The 18,426-nt window shown below is 70.3% G+C and carries 22 protein-coding genes; 9 read left to right on the top strand and 13 right to left on the bottom strand.

Annotated features, from left to right (window positions below; all coding sequences use genetic code 11):
* The first annotated feature begins 40 nt into the window (after positions 1 to 40).
* Positions 41 to 1,210, top strand: a complete 1,170-nt coding sequence (locus tag ACFQS9_RS00360; protein ID WP_378400392.1) for a type III polyketide synthase — start codon at positions 41 to 43, stop codon at positions 1,208 to 1,210.
* Here ACFQS9_RS00360 and ACFQS9_RS00365 read toward each other — a convergent pair whose 3' ends face one another.
* Positions 1,211 to 1,561, bottom strand: a complete 351-nt coding sequence (locus ACFQS9_RS00365; RefSeq protein WP_378400394.1) for a DUF2834 domain-containing protein — start codon at positions 1,559 to 1,561, stop codon at positions 1,211 to 1,213.
* A gap of 9 nt (positions 1,562 to 1,570) precedes the next feature.
* A complete protein-coding gene (locus ACFQS9_RS00370; protein WP_378400396.1) occupies positions 1,571 to 2,092 on the bottom strand; it encodes a winged helix-turn-helix transcriptional regulator in 522 nt (173 codons plus the stop codon).
* Between the two features lie 57 nt (positions 2,093 to 2,149).
* Here ACFQS9_RS00370 and ACFQS9_RS00375 point away from each other — a divergent pair, with 57 nt between their 5' ends.
* From ACFQS9_RS00375 to ACFQS9_RS00385, 3 genes are all read left to right on the top strand, one after another.
* Positions 2,150 to 3,589: an MFS transporter gene (locus ACFQS9_RS00375; protein WP_378400398.1), complete on the top strand. Its 1,440-nt coding sequence runs from the start codon at positions 2,150 to 2,152 to the stop codon at positions 3,587 to 3,589.
* Entirely contained in the window at positions 3,586 to 4,350 is a 765-nt protein-coding gene (locus ACFQS9_RS00380) for a thioesterase family protein (RefSeq protein WP_378400400.1), read from the top strand. The genes ACFQS9_RS00375 and ACFQS9_RS00380 overlap by 4 nt, the downstream gene beginning before the upstream one ends.
* A 79-nt stretch (positions 4,351 to 4,429) precedes the next feature.
* Positions 4,430 to 5,353, top strand: a complete 924-nt coding sequence (locus ACFQS9_RS00385; protein WP_378400402.1) for an alpha/beta hydrolase family protein — start codon at positions 4,430 to 4,432, stop codon at positions 5,351 to 5,353.
* 61 nt (positions 5,354 to 5,414) lie between these two features.
* On the opposite strand, the gene acpM is transcribed toward ACFQS9_RS00385, so the two are convergent.
* The 5 genes from acpM to ACFQS9_RS00410 form a co-directional block, all read right to left on the bottom strand.
* Positions 5,415 to 5,714: a meromycolate extension acyl carrier protein AcpM gene (acpM, locus tag ACFQS9_RS00390; RefSeq protein ID WP_378400404.1), complete on the bottom strand. Its 300-nt coding sequence runs from the start codon at positions 5,712 to 5,714 to the stop codon at positions 5,415 to 5,417.
* Between the two features lie 57 nt (positions 5,715 to 5,771).
* Positions 5,772 to 6,572, bottom strand: a complete 801-nt coding sequence (locus ACFQS9_RS00395) for a hypothetical protein (RefSeq protein WP_378400406.1) — start codon at positions 6,570 to 6,572, stop codon at positions 5,772 to 5,774.
* Positions 6,573 to 6,679: 107 nt separating this feature from the next.
* A complete protein-coding gene (locus ACFQS9_RS00400; protein WP_378400408.1) occupies positions 6,680 to 7,174 on the bottom strand; it encodes a hypothetical protein in 495 nt (164 codons plus the stop codon).
* Positions 7,171 to 7,788, bottom strand: coding sequence for a TetR/AcrR family transcriptional regulator (locus ACFQS9_RS00405; protein WP_378400410.1), 618 nt, complete (start codon positions 7,786 to 7,788; stop codon positions 7,171 to 7,173). Before ACFQS9_RS00405 ends, ACFQS9_RS00400 begins: the two co-directional genes overlap by 4 nt.
* Before the next feature lie 73 nt (positions 7,789 to 7,861).
* Positions 7,862 to 8,536 carry a winged helix-turn-helix transcriptional regulator gene (locus tag ACFQS9_RS00410; protein WP_378400412.1) on the bottom strand — a complete coding sequence of 225 codons (675 nt, stop codon included), beginning with the start codon at positions 8,534 to 8,536 and terminating at the stop codon, positions 7,862 to 7,864.
* 167 nt (positions 8,537 to 8,703) lie between these two features.
* On the opposite strand from ACFQS9_RS00410, the gene ACFQS9_RS00415 reads away from it, so the two are divergent.
* The gene (locus ACFQS9_RS00415) at positions 8,704 to 9,525 is read left to right on the top strand and encodes a class I SAM-dependent methyltransferase (protein ID WP_378400414.1); all 822 of its coding nucleotides are present in this window, start codon (positions 8,704 to 8,706) and stop codon (positions 9,523 to 9,525) included.
* Between the two features lie 70 nt (positions 9,526 to 9,595).
* Here ACFQS9_RS00415 and ACFQS9_RS00420 read toward each other — a convergent pair whose 3' ends face one another.
* Positions 9,596 to 10,507, bottom strand: coding sequence for an aminotransferase class IV (locus tag ACFQS9_RS00420; RefSeq protein WP_378400416.1), 912 nt, complete (start codon positions 10,505 to 10,507; stop codon positions 9,596 to 9,598).
* Positions 10,508 to 10,603: 96 nt separating this feature from the next.
* Between ACFQS9_RS00420 and ACFQS9_RS00425 the strand changes: the two genes are divergently transcribed.
* Positions 10,604 to 11,566 (top strand): DUF389 domain-containing protein, encoded by a 963-nt coding sequence (locus tag ACFQS9_RS00425; protein ID WP_378400418.1) that lies wholly within the window; start codon positions 10,604 to 10,606, stop codon positions 11,564 to 11,566.
* Between the two features lie 4 nt (positions 11,567 to 11,570).
* Here ACFQS9_RS00425 and ACFQS9_RS00430 read toward each other — a convergent pair whose 3' ends face one another.
* A complete protein-coding gene (locus ACFQS9_RS00430) occupies positions 11,571 to 12,527 on the bottom strand; it encodes a helix-turn-helix transcriptional regulator (RefSeq protein WP_378400420.1) in 957 nt (318 codons plus the stop codon).
* Between the two features lie 64 nt (positions 12,528 to 12,591).
* On the opposite strand from ACFQS9_RS00430, the gene ACFQS9_RS00435 reads away from it, so the two are divergent.
* The gene (locus tag ACFQS9_RS00435) at positions 12,592 to 13,056 is read left to right on the top strand and encodes a pyridoxamine 5'-phosphate oxidase family protein (protein WP_378400422.1); all 465 of its coding nucleotides are present in this window, start codon (positions 12,592 to 12,594) and stop codon (positions 13,054 to 13,056) included.
* A 5-nt stretch (positions 13,057 to 13,061) separates the two neighbouring features.
* The gene (locus ACFQS9_RS00440) at positions 13,062 to 14,006 is read left to right on the top strand and encodes an SDR family oxidoreductase (protein ID WP_378400424.1); all 945 of its coding nucleotides are present in this window, start codon (positions 13,062 to 13,064) and stop codon (positions 14,004 to 14,006) included.
* Positions 14,007 to 14,045: 39 nt separating this feature from the next.
* Here ACFQS9_RS00440 and ACFQS9_RS00445 read toward each other — a convergent pair whose 3' ends face one another.
* From ACFQS9_RS00445 to ACFQS9_RS00460, 4 genes are all read right to left on the bottom strand, one after another.
* Complete coding sequence (locus ACFQS9_RS00445; protein WP_378400426.1) at positions 14,046 to 14,354, bottom strand: antibiotic biosynthesis monooxygenase family protein; 309 nt, start codon at positions 14,352 to 14,354, stop codon at positions 14,046 to 14,048.
* Between the two features lie 92 nt (positions 14,355 to 14,446).
* Entirely contained in the window at positions 14,447 to 15,367 is a 921-nt protein-coding gene (locus tag ACFQS9_RS00450) for a cation diffusion facilitator family transporter (protein ID WP_378400428.1), read from the bottom strand.
* 69 nt (positions 15,368 to 15,436) lie between these two features.
* Positions 15,437 to 16,531, bottom strand: a complete 1,095-nt coding sequence (locus ACFQS9_RS00455) for an FUSC family protein (RefSeq protein ID WP_378400774.1) — start codon at positions 16,529 to 16,531, stop codon at positions 15,437 to 15,439.
* A gap of 37 nt (positions 16,532 to 16,568) precedes the next feature.
* A complete protein-coding gene (locus ACFQS9_RS00460; RefSeq protein WP_378400430.1) occupies positions 16,569 to 16,985 on the bottom strand; it encodes a DUF3151 domain-containing protein in 417 nt (138 codons plus the stop codon).
* Between the two features lie 60 nt (positions 16,986 to 17,045).
* On the opposite strand from ACFQS9_RS00460, the gene ACFQS9_RS00465 reads away from it, so the two are divergent.
* Entirely contained in the window at positions 17,046 to 18,407 is a 1,362-nt protein-coding gene (locus ACFQS9_RS00465) for an Rv0361 family membrane protein (protein WP_378400432.1), read from the top strand.
* Positions 18,408 to 18,426: the final 19 nt, after the last annotated feature.

Raw genomic sequence — 18,426 nt, forward strand, 5'->3', positions numbered from 1 at the left:
GGATTCCCCGATCGCCCGAGCGAGAAAGAACCGGCCCATCATGTCAATCGCTGTCGACCACGCCCTTCTCACCCGCGCGGCTGGACACGCGCGCCAGCCCGCAATTCCGTCGGCGCCGCCAACGCCGGTACCCGTCATCGAAGCGATTGCGACCGGTGCGCCCGACCTGGTCCTCGACCAATCCGTCGCAGCGGACTGGATGGCTGGGCAATTCACCGACCCGGAGCAGCAAGCCCGGATCAGACGCATCTTCCGCAAGACCATGATCGACACCCGGCGATTCGCGGTCGACCCGCTGGATCCTCGAGTTCATGCGCCCAGCGGCAAACCAGCGACGATCCAGGACCGCATGCACCTGTTCTACCGTCACGCCGTTCCACTCGCGGTCGATGTGGCGCGGCGGGCGCTCGACGGAGTCGACCCGGCCGACCTCGGACTTCTCGTGTTCGCCACGAGCACCGGCGTCATCGCGCCCGGCGTCGATGTCGCGGTCGTCGAAGACCTCGGACTGCCTCGGTCGGTCGCACGGCTGGTGGTCAACTTCATGGGCTGCGCGGCAGCGATGAACGGAATTCGCACCGCCTCGGACTTTGTCCAGGCCAACCCGGACAAGAAGGCGATGGTCCTGTGCATCGAGCTGAACTCGGTGCATGCCTCCCCCGTCGAAGACGTCAACGACGCGGTGATCCACAGCCTGTTCGGAGACGGCTGCGGCGCGGTCGTCATCGGGGCCAACCGAGGGGCGGAGCAGGCCCAGCCCGGGACGATCGTCATCCGGGACAACTTCACCCACCTGTTCGAGGCCACCGAAGACGGCATCGCGGTCGGCGTCAACCACGACGGCATCAGGTGCGAACTGTCCGAGAACGTACCCCAGTACATCTACAACGGCGTCGCCCCCGTCGTCGGAGACGTTCTGCGCCGCAATGGATTGCGGCAGCCAGACATCGATGTGTGGGCAATCCACCCGGGCGGGCCGAAGATCCTGCTCGAATCCGCGCGATCGCTCGGCCTCACGCCGGAAGCCTCGTCGACGAGCTGGGAGGTTCTCGGTGAATACGGAAACATGTCGAGCGTCTCATTGATCTTCGTGCTCGAGAGGATCGCCGGTCAGGCGGGAGCGAACAAGCCGATCTCGACGGGCGTCGCGTTCTCGTTCGCGCCCGGAGTCACGATCGAGGGATTCGTCTTCGACGTCGTCCGCCCGTGATCATGGGGGCGTCGGTGTGCGGCTCTCCGACAGGCGCCGTTCGCGAGTGATCAGGAAGAGCGGAAACATCACGCTGATCGCGATCGCGAACGACAGCACGACGTACACCCACACGTACTTGATGCCCAGCCTGCGGGACTCGACGACCATGAACACGACGGCCGCCAGCGCGAGGAACCACAGGTCGTTCGTCAACGAACTGCTCGCGTAGTTCGCATAGCCGTCGGCGACGAACTCGCCGAGATCACCGCCGTCCGCGATGTAGGCGATGTTGTTCCACCACGTCGCGATCAGGGCAACGAACGCGATCACGCCATAGGCGACACAGAGATTCCTGCGCGCAGGGGTCATCTACGAAGGCTAGCGCCGTTGCCGTTCGGCGTCTCCGACTTCGTCCGGGTCCCGCGGTCTGGCAACGCGCACCCGCAGGTCCTCGAGTTCGAGTGCGCTCCCCGAGCTGCCGCGCACCTCAACCCGCACCGGATCGCCGGTGCCGTTCTCGACCAGCGACAGCGGGCCACCGCTCCCGTCCTGCAGGTACTTGTCGCCCCACTGCATCAGCGCCAACACCGCGGGCAGCAGGTCGCGCCCCATCTCGGTGAGCAGGTACTCGTGCCTGGTGCGCTGCCCGGGCTCGCGGTAGGGGCTGCGCTCGAGCAGCCCGGTGTCGGCTAGCTCGCGCAGCCGCGCCGACGCGACCGCCTCGGTGATCCCGACGCGGGACGCGAAGTCGTCGAATCGCGTTGTGCCGTAGTAGGCCTCGCGCATGATGAGCATCGCCGACCGGGTGCCGATGACCTCCATCGCCTTGCCGATCGAGCACCGCGTGGCCCGCCAGGCGTCCCGGTCGGCCAGCGCACCCTCCAGGTGAATCGCTCCCATGGCCCCGATCGTACCCCTGGCTTGCGTAACCCATAGTCAGCTCGTACCGTGCTGACTATGGAACTCCATAGTCAGCTATCGCGACCTGTCCGCCCAGTCCCGGTCCTCGTCGCCCTCTGTGGCGCCAGCTTCCTGGCCGGCCTCGACCTGTTCGTCGTCAACGTGGCGTTCGACGAGATCGGCGCCGACTTCTCGAGTCACTCCCTCGCGGACCTCAGCTGGGTCCTCAACGGCTACGCGATCCTCTACGCCGCGCTGCTCATCCCGCTCGGACGCTGGGCGGACAAGGTGGGCCGACGGCGCGGCTTCCTGCTCGGGCTCGGGTTGTTCATCGCGGCGAGCGCGGCCTGCGCGCTGGCCCCGAACCTGTGGTCCCTCATCGGTTTCCGCGCCGCACAGGCCATCGGTGCCGCGCTGCTCACCCCGGCCAGCCTCGCCCTCATCCTCACCGTCCTGCCCGCCGAGCGACGCTCCGCGTCGGTCCGCATCTGGGCCGCCGCCGGCGCCGTCGCCGCCGCGGCGGGCCCCGTGATCGGCGGCCTCCTGGTCGCCGCGACCTGGCGCTGGGTGTTCCTGATCAACGTGCCGATCGGGATCGCGTTCCTGGTGCTCGCGGCCCGCTCGATCCCCGAGTCCCGCGACCGCGACGCCGACCATCCCGACGTCCTCGCCGCCACCGCGCTCACCGTCGCGGTCGGGTCGCTCGCGCTGGCACTGGTCAAGGGGCCCGACTGGGGCTGGTCGAGCGCGGGGTTCCTCGGCACGCTCGCTGTCGCGACCGTCGCGGGTGCGGCGTTCTGGCTCCGCAACACACGCGGTGGCGCGCCGATCCTCGACCCGGCCATGCTCCGGGTGCGCAGCTTCGCCTGGTCGAACGCGGCGATGCTGCTCTTCAGCGCCGGGTTCGCCGCCGCGCTGCTGGCGAACATCCTCTGGATGCAGACGGTCTGGGGCTTCTCGGCGCTGCGCACCGGCATGGCGATCGCGCCGGGCCCGCTGATGGTGCCGGTGTTCGCGATCGTCGCGCAGCGGCTCGCGGCCCGGGTCGACGCCGGCCGTATCGCCGCCCTCGGCTGCATGCTCTGGGGCGGCGGCGCGGTGCTCGTCGCGGCCTCCGTCGGACCGGAGCCGGCGTATGCGACGCAGATCCTGCCCGGCTGGCTGATCGCGGGCGTCGGGGTCGGCCTGGCGCTGCCGACCGTGCTGGCCACGGCCACCGCAGGCCTGCCACCGGACCGCTCGGCCACCGGCAGCGCCGTGGTCACCATGCACCGGCAGATCGGCGCGGTCATCGGCATCAGCGCCCTCGTCGCCATCCTGGGCACGCCCGCCGGATTCGACTCCACCCTAACGGCTTTCGCGCACTCCTGGTGGGCCGTCGCGGCGGTCTCGGTGCTCGCGGCCGCCGCCGCTCTCGGCATCACCGCGCAGGCACATTCCACCGACTCCCCCGTCCGCGCCCACCCGACCACCGAAACCGCAGAGGCAGTGCAATGACCGCCACCACGAACACCGCCTTCCCGACGACCTTCGACGACTCGTGGCGGGGGTTCGGCGGCATCCACGGCGGGCTCGTGGTCGCCTCGCTGCTGCGCGCGGCCGCCGTCCGACTCCACGCCACCCCCACCGCCGTGTCCGCGCACCTGTACGCCCCGGTGCCCCCGGGCGAGTTCCGGGTGGAGGTCGACGTCGAGCACGCCGGACGCTCGGCGAGCGCACGCTCGTCCATCGCGGGCAGCGCGACCGCCCTGGTCCGGCTCGCCCGCTCGCCGCGCACCGCCCCGGCGTGGCCGCCACCCGCGGCGACGGAGTCTCACCCGGACCCGGAATCGCTCGCGGCGCTCGAGATCCCGGTCGACTTCGTGCCGTTCTCGCAGTATCTCGACATCCGGCCGATCAACTCGGCCCGTCCGTTCGCCGGCGGCGAGACACCCGAGTTCGACGTCTGGATCCGTCTGACCGCCGACATCGACTTCGCCCCGCAGGAGGTCGCGGCGGTGTTGCTCGACGCCCTGCCGCCGGGCCTGTACGCCACCCGCACCGCACCCGTCCCGATTCCCACCATCGAGTTCAGCGCCCACTTCCCGCCCTCCGCACCGGCATCGCGCTGGTACCGGCTGCGCCACCGCACCGTGTGGGCGACCGAGGATCTGTGCGTCGACGAGGCCGAACTACACACCGCGACAGGTGAACTCGCGGGCCAGGCCCGGCAGCTGCGGCGGATCCTCGGCGGCACCACCGCGAAGGAGCAGCCATGAGCGACGCCGTAATCGCGGGCCTGCAGACCATGTGCGAGGCTGGCGGCATGGCAAACGCGACGGTGATCGAGCGGCTGGCGTGACATCAACCGAGGTCACGACCCGTCCCGTCACCTTCGGGTGCCGGGACGGCGTCGTGCTGGGCGGGCACATGTTCGACCCCGCGATCGCGGGCACGGACGCGCCGATGGTGATCGTCAACTGCGCCACCGGGGTACTGGCCCGCTACTACCAGCGGTACGCGCGGTACCTGGCCGAGCTCGGCTCGCCGGTGCTCACCTACGACTATCGCGGCATCGGCGAGTCCCGGCCGCCCGGCACGCTGCGCGGCGCCGCGATCCCATGGCGGGCGTGGGGCGAGCAGGACTTCGACGCGGCGGTCGCCTTCGCGCGGGCGCAGGAGCCGAACCGTTCGCTAGCCGTGGTCGGGCACAGCATAGGCGGGTTCCTGCCCGGGTTCGCGGCGGGCGCGGTGCACGTGGACCGGATGCTCACCGTCGGCGCGCAGTACGCGTACTGGCGCGACTACGCGCGCCGGAGCCGGGTGGGCCTGCTCGCGAAGTGGCACCTGGCGATGCCGGCACTCACCGCCGCGTACGGATACTTTCCCGGTCGCCGGCTCGGCTGGCTCGAGGACCTGCCTGCGGGGGTGGCCCGCGAGTGGGCCTTCCGCCGGGCCGCGATGGAGTCCAGTTATCCGCGCGGCGAGCGAGCCGAGGTGCGACGCCGGTTCGCCGCCGTGCGGGCGCCGATCCTGGCGGTGGCCACCACGGACGACGAGTTCGGCACCCCTGCCGCCCTCGAGCGAACGCTCCGGTACTACCGGGGCAGCGATCGGGCCAGGGTAGAGCTGCAGCCGGAGAGACTCGGGCACAACACAATCGGGCACTTCGGACTCTTCCACGACCGGCACCGGGACGGGTTCTGGCGTGGCACCGCCGAGTGGCTGACCCACGGGGTGAACCCGTGGCCGACGGCCGCGGAACGCCGGGCCGAGATCTGAGCACCCACCGGCGGGAAGGATCCGCCCCGGTATCCGGGGCAGATCCTTCCCTGGTCGGGGGTCAGGGGCGTCCGGTCTCGATCTGCGCCCGGATCGCTTCTGCGGCTTCCGAGTTCTCCGCTGCCAGCTTCTGGATGTAGTCGACGGCATCGCCGACCGTCCGGAGACCGGCGAGATCCTCGTCGGGGATCTTCACGCCGTACTTGTCCTCGGTCTGGACCGCGATCTCCACCATGGAGAGCGAGTCGATGTCGAGATCGTCGACGAAGGACTTCTCGACGGTCACCTCGGATGGCTCGATTCCGGTGACCTCCTCGATGATCTCGGCGATTCCCGCAACGAGTTCTTCCTGTGTTGCCACTTCCTGGCTCCCTTTCTCACGTGAACCGCTTCGGTTGGGCGGTTGATTTCGGGGCGATCAGCTTCGACGGGAATCGGTCACGGGCACACCGTTTCCCGGCCTCGCCCGGTAACGCGGCGTGGTGCCCGGCCGCCGCCGCTCGAGTTCCGGATAGGAGGGATCGAAGATCTCGAAGGTCTCCTCGATGGCCGCGGTGAGCAGCTTCCACACCTGATGCGCGGTCGGGCGCCGAACGGGCCAGCCGTTTCCGAAGAGGTCATCGCCTTCCCTCAGCCCGATCTCACCGAGCAGCAGCGGCGTGTGGCTGTCCGCGCATCGCCCCTCCTCCAGCCCGGGGCACCGTTCGATGCGGTAGCGGCCTCGCTTGTCCCACCCGTCCTCGGCCGCCTCGTCGGGCCTGCCCTTCCATCGTTCCTGCGAGTACACGAGGATCCGCTGGCCGGTTGTCACGTGCAGGTACTCCCGGGCGGCGGTGTCTGCGGGATCGGCGCGGAGGAGTTCGGCGTCGATGCCGTGCAGGGCCATCCGCTCATGGCTGACCAGCTGGTCGTCCTCGATGATGAAGTGCTGCCCGGACATGCCAGCGACGTCGACCCACACCCCGAACCTGAGCGCCTCGATCTGACCGGCCGCGGACTCGTCGTCGACCTCGGGGCCGATCGCCATCGCCCGGATCGACGATTTGCTGACGTCCAATTCGGCCGCGATCCTGCGGTCGCTCAATCCTTCGGCACGCATGACCGCGATCGCCTCGGCGATCACGTTCCGGTACGACGCATCGGCGATCTCGGCCCGTTCCCGAGCGAGCCGGACGGCCTCGGCGGAGACGCCTACCCGGAACGAATGTTGATCTTGCACCGCCGCAGCATGGCATGCCCGAGGGCCGGGTGTCCAGTGGATTGGACACTTGGACTCTTGGTTGGACAGCGTTGCCGAGGCACGCCCCTTCGCCTGCAGATTCCTACCTAGATGCCCGCAGCCGCCATTCGACGCGCCAGCCACCTCATAGCTGCACTCGTCGGCTGCTGCCGATGAGCGGTGCCAGTGGAAGCGCGCTCGAGATGGTCGAAGATGTCCTCGATGACGCCGCGGTGCATCGGCAGCACCAATCGTTTCCAGAGCAACCGCATAGAACCTGAGGCTTCGGCATCCAGCTCGTGGCGCACGCTCACCTGATCGCCGTCCTGCGCGACGATGAAACGATGGGTACCGACGAGCCCGATCGATGGGTCGAACCCGAAGACCACGCTCTCTCCCGGCGAGTGTTCGAGCACGCTGTAGCGGACGCTGCCGTGCCCGCCGCGCGAGCCCGGCTGCAGTCCCCGATCGAGGATCATGGGAGGCGCGAGATCGGTCACCCAGAAGTCCTCCTGCTCGCTCGCGAGCGTCTCCAGCTGCCGGCCGATAGTGCCGACTTCCCCTGCGAACGTGCGGACGTGAACATCGGTGACTCGCGTCATGACTGACCTCTCGTTCGTGCTCCGGCAATGCGGCTGTTCAGGATGGCGGCGCTCGCAGCGAGCGCCGCGTCCACAAGCCAGTCGTCGATCAGAACTCCGCTGATGATGCTGTGCCGCACTGCGGTATACGGCACGTCGATGAGGGCGAAGCGTGCCCTGCCCACCGTTTCGGGAGTGATCGCGCCGAACCTCGCCATGACATGCCGGCCGACGGCGGCCTCGATGCCGTCGTTCAGGGTCGCGAGGTCGTCGCCGAGCTCGTCGGGCCAGGCCGCGATGAGATCATCCCGGTTGTACATCAGCAGGATGCGAGCGTCGTCCGGGTGGTCCGCTGACCAGCGAAGGACGTGCCGGACGGCGCCCGCACGGGCCGTTTCCAGGTCAGGGTCGCCGAGAGCCTCCAGGTAGCCGGCCTGAAACCGGCGGATCGTGCGGACCCACAGGGTGGCAAGGATGAGATCCCGCGAGGGAAAGCGATGGTAAATCGACCCCGAAGGGGCACCGAGCTCCGCCGCGATCGCGACCACCGTGGCCGCTGCCGGCCCACCGCGCGCGAGCACTGCGGACGCGGCATCCAGTATCTGGTCGTTCGCGTACTTCGGCCGGCGCCCCATGAACCGATAATAGAGACAACTCTCTATTATGCAAACCTCTCGGTGAGCAGGAATGCGCCGGTGTTCGCGCGCCTCAGCCCGGCCTGACGGTCGCGGCCAGGTTCATCTGCCCCAGCCACGCGGGCACCTCCCTGGCCGCCGAGCTCGGGCCCGAGATCGTGACCAGCCCGGCCGCCAGCGCCTGCTCCCAGGACCGGTCCCCGCGCCAGATCTCGATGAGGGTGCGCAGGCGGGTGGCGATGGTGGCGGTCACCTCGAAGCCGGGGTCGTAGTCGCAGACGTCGGCCTCGTCGCCCGTCACGCAGAGCCACCACCGCCCGGCGCGGGCGGCCACGTCGTCGAACTCGAAGGCCACAACGGTGCGGCCGCGCGGCCACCGGTCGATCGGCACCGTCCGGCGCATGTCCCACATCAGCAGGTGCGGATCCAGGTCCTCCTCGCCGAGCTCGCCGATCCAGCGCACGCCCCACGCCCCGAGCGCCTCGACCACGCCGCCGAGCTCCTCGCCGCAGGGGGTGAGGGTGTAGCTGCTGCGGCCGTCCTCGACGGTCCGGCGGACCACCCCGGCACGCTCGAAGGTCCGCAGCCGCTTGGACAGCAGTGCGGGCGACATCTTGGGATTGCCCCGCCGCAGGTCGTTGAAGTGGGTGCTGCCTGCCAGCAGCTCGCGCACCACGAGCATGGTCCAGCGCTCGTCGAGCAGCTCCATGGCCTTCGCCACCGGGCAGAACTGGCCGTATTCCGACACGGCTTCCTCCTCGGTTACCCCCTGACCAGTACACGCCTGGCCCGGCCCGCACGCCAGTACAGATCGTGAACCGCCGGTGGTTCAGATCTGGGACTGGAGCGCGCGCCCGGATGGATCGACGCTGGAAGTACCACCAGCTGTGACACCGACACCCAGGGAGATCCGCCATGAGCACGAATACGAACACCGCACCCGACATCAAGGCCAAGCATCGCGCCATGTGGGCGCTCGGTGACTACCCGTCGATCGCCGCCGACGTCATCGCGGCCCTGGGCCCCGCCCTGGTCGAGGCCTGCGGGATCGGGGCGGGCGACCGCGTCCTCGACGTCGCGGCCGGTTCCGGCAATGCCTCGATCCCCGCCGCCCGCCTCGGCGCGACCGTCGTCGCCTCGGACCTGACCCCTGAGCTGCTCGACTCGGGCCGTCAGCAGGCCGAGTCGCTGGGCCTGACGCTGGACTGGCGCGAGGCCGACGCCGAGGCACTGCCGTTCACGAACGACGAGTTCGACGCCGTCATCTCCTGCGTGGGCGTCATGTTCGCGCCCCATCACCAGGAGAGCGCGGACGAACTCGTCCGTGTGCTGCGGCCGGGCGGCACGCTCGGCCTGATCAACTGGACGCCCGAGGGCTTCATCGGACAGATGTTCGCGACCATGAAGCCGTACGCTCCCCCGCCGCCGCCCGGCGCGCAGCCGCCGCCGCTGTGGGGCAGCGAGGAGCACGTGCGCGCCCTCCTCGGCGACCGCGTGAGCGAGGTCGTGGCCCGCCGCGAGCGGCTGACCGTCGACTGCTTCGACACCGCCGAGCAGTTCCGCGACTTCTTCAAGGCCTGCTACGGCCCGACGATCGCGGTCTACCGGTCGATCGCCGACGAGCCCGACCGGGTGCGGGCCCTGGACCGCGAGCTGGCCGAGCTGGGCCGACGCCACGACCGCGGCGCCGGGACCATGGAATGGGAGTACCTGCTGCTCACCGCCGTCAAGAAATAGGCGGCTCCGCCGCCTGTGCGCGCTTGACGAGTGCACACACTCGCCAACCGCGCACGGGCGCCGCAGGCGCCTACAGCCTCGTGACCCAGCCGTGCAGCTCGTCGGTGCGCAGGGCCGCCGCGTGCCGCTTCCGCAGCGCCTGCCCGATCGGGCCGGGGGTGCCGTCGCCGACCACCCGGCCGTCCACCTCGGTCACCGGCGCGACGCCCGCGGAGGTGCCGGTGGCGAACACCTCGTCGGCGATGTACAGCTCGGTGAGGTCGACGGTGCGCTCGACGACGGGGATCCCGTCCTCGGCGGCGAGGGTGAGCAGGGTCCGCCGGTTGATGCCGTCGAGGATGTCGCAGGACACGTCGGGGGTGATCAGGGTGCCGCCGCGCACCAGGAAGATGTTGGCGGCACTGAGCTCGCAGACGTGGCCGTTCCCGTCGAGGAAGATCGCGTCGTCGTAGCCGGCATCGATGGCGTCCTGCTTGGCCAACACCGAGTTGACGTACGCCCCGTTGACCTTGGCGCGCGACGGGATCGCGTCGTCCGGGATCCGGCGCCAGGTGCTGGTCTTCAGCCGCATGCCGTCCTGGGGGACGATCGGCACCGCGTCGTAGACGAACATGCTGACGGTGGTGGAACAGCCCCGCACCCGGGTTCCCGCGATCGACTCGTCGACGTGCACCGTGGCCCGGACGAACACGTCCTCGGTCGGCGCGTTCGCGGCAACGAGTTCGGTTGCCACCGAGACGAATCGGTCGTAGTCCCACTCACGTGCGAACCCGTCCATCCCGATGATCTTGCAGGACTCGACCATCCGCTGGAAGTGGTCGCGGAGCCGGAAGGCGCTGCGCCGCGACCCGTCGACCTGCACCGGGAACACCGTGTACACGCTCAGTCCGTACAGGACCGCCGAGGTGGCGACCCCGAGCGTCGCCTCCGCGGCGTCGACGATCCGGTCACCGAAGTACACGCGAGGATGTGGAGTAGCCATGGCACGGCATGCTAGCGACCGGGGCGACGCCTCGGAAACCGAATTCGCGCCCCGCGCATCCCAGGACTTCGGTCCTGGACCCGGCAGACTGTGCCCATGCTGCACATGCGGATCCTGGCGCCGAGCGACATGACCGACGAGGCCCTCCGGATCCTCGACGAGGAACCGGCCGTCAGCGGCCTCGCGGTGATGCGCGGCGCCTCGCTACGTCCGGAGGGCGACGTGGTGTACGCCGACATCGCCCGAGAAGCGGCCAACGACGTGATCGACGAACTGCGGGCCACCGGGTTGCATCACCGCGGCAGCATCGAGATCGAACCGGTCAACGCGTGGCTCTCCCGCAGCGGATTCGACGCGGAACTGCGCACCCCGGGCAGCAGCGCGGACTCCGTGGTGTGGGCGGAGGTCGCCCAGCGCTCCTACGAGGAGACCGAGCTCAACTGGACCTACCTGAGCTTCATGTCCCTGGCGACCCTGCTGGCGGCGATCGCGATCATCACCGACTCACAGATCCTGGTGATCGGGGCGATGGTCCTGGGGCCGGAGTTCGGGGCGATCGCCGCGCTCGGCGTCGCGCTGGTGCGACGCAGGTGGGTGCTGCTCGCGCTCGCGGTCCGCACCCTCGTCGTCGGGTTCGTGGTCGCGATCGCGGTCACGGCGATCCTCGCGCTGGTCGGCCGGGGGCTGGGCTGGGTGACGATCGACGACGTCACCGGTCCGCGGCCGGGCACCGCATTCATCTACACCCCCGACAAGTGGTCGTTCATCGTGGCGGTGATCGCGGCGGCGGCAGGGGTGCTGTCGCTGACCTCGGCGAAGTCGGCCGGGCTGGCCGGGGTGTTCATCTCCGTGACGACGGTGCCCGCGGCGGGAAACGTGGGTCTGGCCCTGGCATTCGGGGCAGGCCACGAAATCTGGGGCAGCACCATGCAGCTGTTGCTGAACCTGTCCGGCATGGCACTGGCCGGCTGGGCGACGCTGGCGATCCAGCAGGCGCTGTGGACGCGGGTGTCGGTGCGCCGGGCCCGTGCGCTCGACCGGGTCCGCCGGATGCTCTGACCGATCAGCCGTTCCGGCGGGCCATCTCCGCGCCGATCGCGCGCAGGCCCGCGCGCAGCGAGTCCGGTCCCAGCACCTCCACTCCCGCGCCGAGCGCCGTCAACTGGTGCACCGCAACCTCTTCCGACTCGAGTGCCAATGCCGCCTCGACCCAGCCCTCCGCATCCGCCGGGCCCGGGGTCACCCGCGCCGCCTCCGGCCCGATCACCGCGGGCAGCGATCGCCAGGCCGCGGGTGCGAGCCGCACCCGGCACGGGTACCGCAGCAGCGAGCGGTCGAACTCGGCGGTCGACTCCGCCCACCAGCTCGCCAGGTCGAAGTCGTCCGGCCGCCGGGCGTCCTCGTCGAGGACCACCGCGGCGCCGATCCGCGACACCCGGAAGGACAGCGCCCTGCCGCGATGGCAGGCGACGAGGTACCAGACGCCCGCCTTCGCCACCAGCCCGAGGGGGTCGAGCGTGCGGGTCGTCTCCCGGTCGCCCCGGCGATAGCCGATCCGCAGTCGCCTGCCCTCGAGCACGGCCCGCGCCACCGTCGCCAGGTGCGGGGCGGTCGCCGCCGTCCCGAACCAGCCCGGCGCGTCTACGTGCAGGCGCCGCCGCCAGATCTCCGCGCCCGCGCGCAGCGGAAGGGGCATGGCGCCAAGGAGTTTGGCCTCGGCGGCGGCCGTCTGCTCCCCCAGACCCAGGTCCGACGCCAGGCCCGGAACGCCGAGCAACATGAGCGCCGAGGTCTCCACCCCGGTCATGCCACTGAGCTTCGACTGCCACCCGTCGAGGAGCCGGATTCCGCCGCCGGGTCCGGACTCGGTGTACAGCGGAACGCCGGCGTCCTGCAGCGCGGCCACGTCGCGGTACACGGTGCGCACGGAGACGCCGAGCTGGTCGGCCAGCCGATCGGCGGTGGCACCGGGGCCGCCCTGCAGGCGCAGCATGAGATCGAGCAGTCGGGACGAGCGCATGGGCACGAGACTACGAGACAATCACTGACAGTAGATGTCAGGGAATCGGGCGCACACTGTCCCCATGACGACATGGCAGCAGTTCTCCGACGAGGCACCCGAGTTGTCCGAGTCCATCGCCGCGCGGCTGCGCGCGCACAAGCATCACGTCCTGGCGACCCTGCGGGTCGACGGATCGCCGCGGGTCAGCGGCACCGAGGTGGAGATCTTCCGCGGCCTGCTGGTCCTCGGGTCGATGCCGGGCGCGATGAAGGCGCGTGACCTGCACCGCGACCCGCGCTTCTCGCTGCACAGCAACCCCGGGCACCACACCATGGAGGGCGGCGACGCGAAGATCTCCGGCCGGGCCCGCGAGCTGTTCGGCGAGGAAAAGAAGGCCATCCTCGAGAGCTACGAGCAGAACCCCGGCGACGAGGCGCAGATCTTCGAGCTCGGCGTCGAGGAGGCGGTCCTGACGACGGTCTCGGAGGACCAGCTGCACGTCGACCTGTGGCGACCCGGGGCGGGCGTCGCCCGACGGAGCCGGTGATCGCCATGTCCGCGAACAGTTCCGGAGGACACCGCACCCCCGACCTCACCGGCAGGGTCGCCCTGGTCGCCGGCGCCACCAGGGGCGCGGGCCGGGCGATCGCCGTCGAGCTCGCGCGCGCGGGCGCCACGGTCTACGCGACCGGGCGCAGCAGCCGGGCGGGCCGCTCGGAGATCGATCGGCCCGAGACCATCGAGGAGACCGGGGAACTCATGACGGCGGCCGGCGGCGACGGCCACGCGCTACGGGTCGACCACCTCGAACCCGACGAGGTCCGCGATCTCGTCGCGCGCATCGACGCGGAGCACGGCCGGCTGGATGTGCTGGTCAACGACATCTTCGGCGGCGACCGGTACGCCCAGTTCGGCACCACGCTCTGGGAGCACGACCTGCCCGGCGGGCTGCGGATGCTGCGGATGGGTATCGACACCCACGCCATCACCAGTCATTTCGCGCTGCCGCTGCTGATCCGGCGGCCGGGCGGTCTGGTGATCGAGATGACCGACGGCACCGAGGAATACAACGTCGCCTACCGGAAACACGTGGGCTTCTACTACGACCTGGTCAAGGCCGCGGTGCGGCGGATGACCACCGCCCAGGCCTACGAGCTGGCACCGCACGGCGCCGCGGCCATTGCCGTCACGCCGGGCTGGCTGCGATCGGAGAACATGCTCGACGCGTTCGGCGTCACCGAACAGAACTGGCGCGACGCCCTCGAGCGGGTTCCGCATTTCGCGATCTCCGAGTCCCCGACGTTCGTCGGTCGGGCGATCGCGGCGCTGGCCGCCGATCCGGAGGCCACCCGATGGAACGACCAGGTCGTCTCCAGCGGGCAACTGGCGCAGGTGTACGGATTCACCGACGTCGACGGGTCGCGGCCGGACTGCTGGCGATACGTCGTCGAGGTGCAGGATCCGGATCTGCCCGCGAACACCGACGGCTACCGCTGACCTGGGTTCGGACTCCACAACCCCGCGCGTCCGTCGCTGTCAGACGGCACACGCGAGCTCGTAGTTGCCGCCCTGCATGTCCGCGCAGAGTTCACGGCAGCTGCTGAAGCGTTCCGCGAACCCGGGCTGGGCCTTCCAGGCGTCCATGGATTCGGGATCCCGCCAGGCCGCAAAGGACACGAAGTGATTCGGGTCCTGTCGGTCGCGGATGAGCCGCGCCGACAGAAAACCGTCGTTGGCCTCCTTGCTCCACGTCAGAAACTCTGCCCAGCGCTCGACGAACTCGTCGGCCTTCCCGTCCGCGACCCGCCAATTGCCCGAAGCCCAGTACCTGCTCTGCTCTGTCATCGTGAACACCTCGCTCCGTTCTCCAGGGTCCGTTCCCGAACTCCACCAGGCAAGGGTTCCCGGACATCCCACCTTCTCCGAAGGCGAGCCCGTCACCAGGTGATGTTCTCCTGGCAGTGACTGCCCTCGGCCCCGGATTCGACCTGCACAGTCGCGTGACCGAGCCCGTGTGCGTCCAGCACGGTCTTGGCGGCGCCGAGCACCTGCCGTGAATCCGCCTCGGTGGTCAGGTGCACGGTGGCGACGTCCATACCCGTGGTCAGCGTCCACACGTGCAGGTCGTGCACGTCCGAAACCCCGGGCAGGGCGCGCAGATCCGCCTCGACGGCGTCGACGTCGACGTGCGCGGGCGAGGCCTGGGTGAGGATGCGCAGCGCGGCGCCCGCGAGCTTGATCGCGCGGGGCACCACCCACAGCGAGATCAGCACGCCCACCACGATGTCGGCGTACGGCCAGTTGAACACCAGCACCACCGCGCCCGCGATGAGGACGCCGACACTGCCGACGGCGTCCGCGAGCACCTCGAGGTAGGCACCGCGGACCGCGATGGAGCCCTTGGCGTCGGCGCGCAGCATCAGCATCACCACGATGTTGGCCGCGAGCCCGGCAACCGCCGTCAGCATCAGTGGCAGGCCGGGCACCTCGGGGGCGTCACCGATCCGTCCGATCGCCTCGTACATCACCCACACCGCGACGGCGAGCAGCAGCACGGCGTTGGCCATCGCGGTGAGCACCTCCGCGCGGTGCCAGCCGAAGGTGCGCGCGGCGGCCTTGGAACCCTGCCTGGCGAGCAGCAACGCCACCAGCCCCATCGACATGCCGACGACGTCGGTGAGCATGTGCCCGGCGTCCGCGAGGAGGGCGAGCGAGTTGATCGCCAGGCCGACCGCGACCTCGAGCGCGAGGAACGCGAGCAGGATCCCCAGCGCGATGACCATCCGGCGGATGCGGCCCACCGACGGTCCCGCGGCGGTCGGCTCACCCCCGTGGCTGTGCCCGTGCCCAACTCCCATGACGCTCCCCTTCGTGCGGTTCGCGTCCATCATATGCATACATTCGCATATGTGGCTACATCGTCGCCGCTACTGCTCCGGCGGATAGTAGGGATGCGCGACCGTCGGCGGCAGGGTCGCGATGGCCGAGATTCGCTTCAGGCCCGCGACCTGCAGCAGGTCCACGGTGAGCGAGCGGATCTGCGCGAACACCACGGTGGCGGACACGCCCGCGTTCTCCACCAGCTCGGCCCTCGCCCCGGACGCCACCGAGCGCAGCACCCGCGCCGCATCGGCCTGATCGGGCTTCTCGCCGGGATCGGCCAGCATCATCCGGCGCAGCACCTCCAGCGCCTGCGCGAGCTTCTCCACCTCGTCCACCAACCGCGGATCGAGGATCTCGTCGTCGCGGACCAGCGTCAGCGATCGCCGCGCGAGCACCCGGATGTTGCGCATCGCGTTGTCGATCGGATCCGCCGTGGCGCTCAGCCGCGCGAGGCGCTCGCGCGAGTTCCAGTACAGCGGCGAGACCCGGCTGATCTCCCGACCACCGATCAGGTTGGACCGGAGCCCGTCGATCGACGACTGGGTGTCGCGGGCCTTCTGCAGCGCCCTGACGATCGGTTCCGGATCGTTCTCGACCAGCCCGTCCGCCACCAGCTGCAGCACCTCCCCCGCGGTGCCGAGGATCGCGGCGGCGTTCTGCCGCGCCCGCAGCACCGGATGGGTCGGCACGAACGCGACGACCAGGATCCCGACGAGGCCGCCGATGAGGGCGTCGATCATCCGGTCGGGCCCGCCGCCACGTTCGGGCGGGATGAGCGTCGCGACCAGGACCGCGGAAGTCCCCGCCTGCATGGAGATGATCGGCCCGCCGTCGAGGAAGATCGCCGTCGACATGGCCAGCAACACCACCAGCACGATCTGCCAGGCGCCGGTACCGATCTGCGAGATCAACAGGTCGCCGATCCCGATGCCGACGGTGACACCCACGAGCAGCTCCACCGACCGACGCAGCCTCGCCGCGAGGGAGATCCCCAACGAGATGACGGCCGCGATGGGCGCGAAGAACGGATCCGGGTGGTGGATCAGGTCATTGGCGATCCACCAGGAGAGTCCGGCCGCGAGCGCGCACTGCAGGACGGGCAAGGCGGACCCACGCAGCCGTGTGACCGAGGCCTTCAGTCTCGCGCGGCCCCGGTCGGCAGTGAATCGGTGAGTGCTAGCCGAGGCCAAGTGCTTCGGCGGCGCGGGGGTCGCAGTCCTCGAGCAGGTCCAGGCAACGGGCGTACTCGTCGGACTCACCGATGGCGTTGGCGGCCTTGGCCAGTGCCGCGACGCAACGCAGGAACCCGCGGTTGGGCTCGTGGCTGTACGGCACCGGGCCGAAACCCTTCCAGCCGTTGCGTCGCAGCTGATCGAGGCCGCGGTGGTAGCCGGTGCGCGCGTACGCGTAGGCGGTGATCGTCTGGTCGTCGGCCAGCGCGGCCTCGGCCAGGTAGGCCCACGCGATGGAGGCGGTCGGATGGTCGGCCGCGACCTGCTTGGGATCCGCCTTGTTGAGGAGTTCGGACTCCGCGTCGTCGTCGCCGGGCAGCAGGGTGGGCTGGGGGCCGAGCAGGTCACCGAAAGAGGTCATGGCGACCATTGTGCCCCGGCCACCGATCGCTCGATAGGCTGCCCACAGTCACGATCAGGAATGTCGAACGAGAGGGCGGACGTGTCGGACCCCAAGAACCCGGACCCCAAGGATTCTGCCGCCCATAGCGCGGATCCCGGCAGCGACCGGGCGGCGACAGGCACGGACGCGACGGACACCGGGAAGGAGGCGGTGACGACGGCAGACGAAAAGGACGCCGCCACCCCGGAGTCCACCGAGCCCGAGACCTCCGCGACCGGTCGAGATGTCGCCGCCGAGGAAGCCGAGGTGACCGCGGCGGACAAGGACGAGGATGCCGCCGCCGAGACGGCCGACGCCGAGACCGAGACCGAGACCGAGACCGAGACGCCGGATAGCGGAGCGGCCGACACCGACGCACCCGCGCAGGCGCCCGCATCCGATGCGGCAGAGGAGACCGAAGACGCCGAGGAACCCGCGTCCACCGACGCCCCGGCCGAACCCGAGGGCGAGGACGCCCCGGCAGGCTCCGAGACCGCCGCCGAGGACGCGCCGGCCGAGCCCGAGCCCGAACTCGACGACACCGACACCGACACCGAGGAGCCGGCCGCGGTCACCGTCCCGGTCGACCGGTCCGGAGCGGCATGGAAGCCGCAGGCACCGACGGCCGCACCGCGCAAGGTCGCGCCCGGACCGGCGCCCACGCCGGCCGAGGCCGGTCCCGCAGAGGCCGCCGCGGGTCAGGACGACGCCACCGTCGCGCTGCCGAAGGTCCACGCCACACCGGATCCGACCCCCGACGACATCACCGTCGCACTCCCGAAGGTCACACCGCCGCCCCCGCGGCCCGCCGCCGTGGTGCCGCCGACCCAGGTCTCCCGGCCGAAGGCCGCGCCCACCAAGGTCGGTCCCGGCAGGCCCGCGCCTGCAGTTCGGCCCGCGGGTGCCGCCCCCGCCGCGCCACGCCCGATCCCCCCGGCCGCCGCTCCCGCGAAGATCCCCGCCCCGGAGCCGGCCTCGAACGGCAAGAAGCGGTGGCCGATCGTCGTCGCCGCCGGCGCCGTGCTGGCCGCCGCAGTGGCGGGCGGGACCTACCTCTTCGCCTCGACGGTCAGCGGGAACTCGGCGGAGGATCAGGTCAAGACCGCGATCACCACCTTCGTCGACGCGATCGAGAGCGGCGACCTGGCCACGCTGCGGACCATCTCCTGCGGCGACCTGGCGGCCTACTACGCGCAGATCCCCGACGCCGAGTTCGCCGACGTGTACCGCGTGGCGGTCGACCAGAAGTCCATCCCGGTCGTCGAGAGCATCGACACGATCTCCATCACCGACGACACCGCGATCGCCCAGGCCACCGTCCACACCGGCGCGACCCCGAACGAGAGCTCGGCGCGCTCGTTCAACCTGCAGCGCGACGGCGATGCCTGGAAGGTCTGCTGACCCACCCCGATACGACGAA

Source organism: Rhodococcus daqingensis (genome assembly GCF_042665615.1).
GTDB lineage: Bacteria > Actinomycetota > Actinomycetes > Mycobacteriales > Mycobacteriaceae > Rhodococcus_G > Rhodococcus_G daqingensis.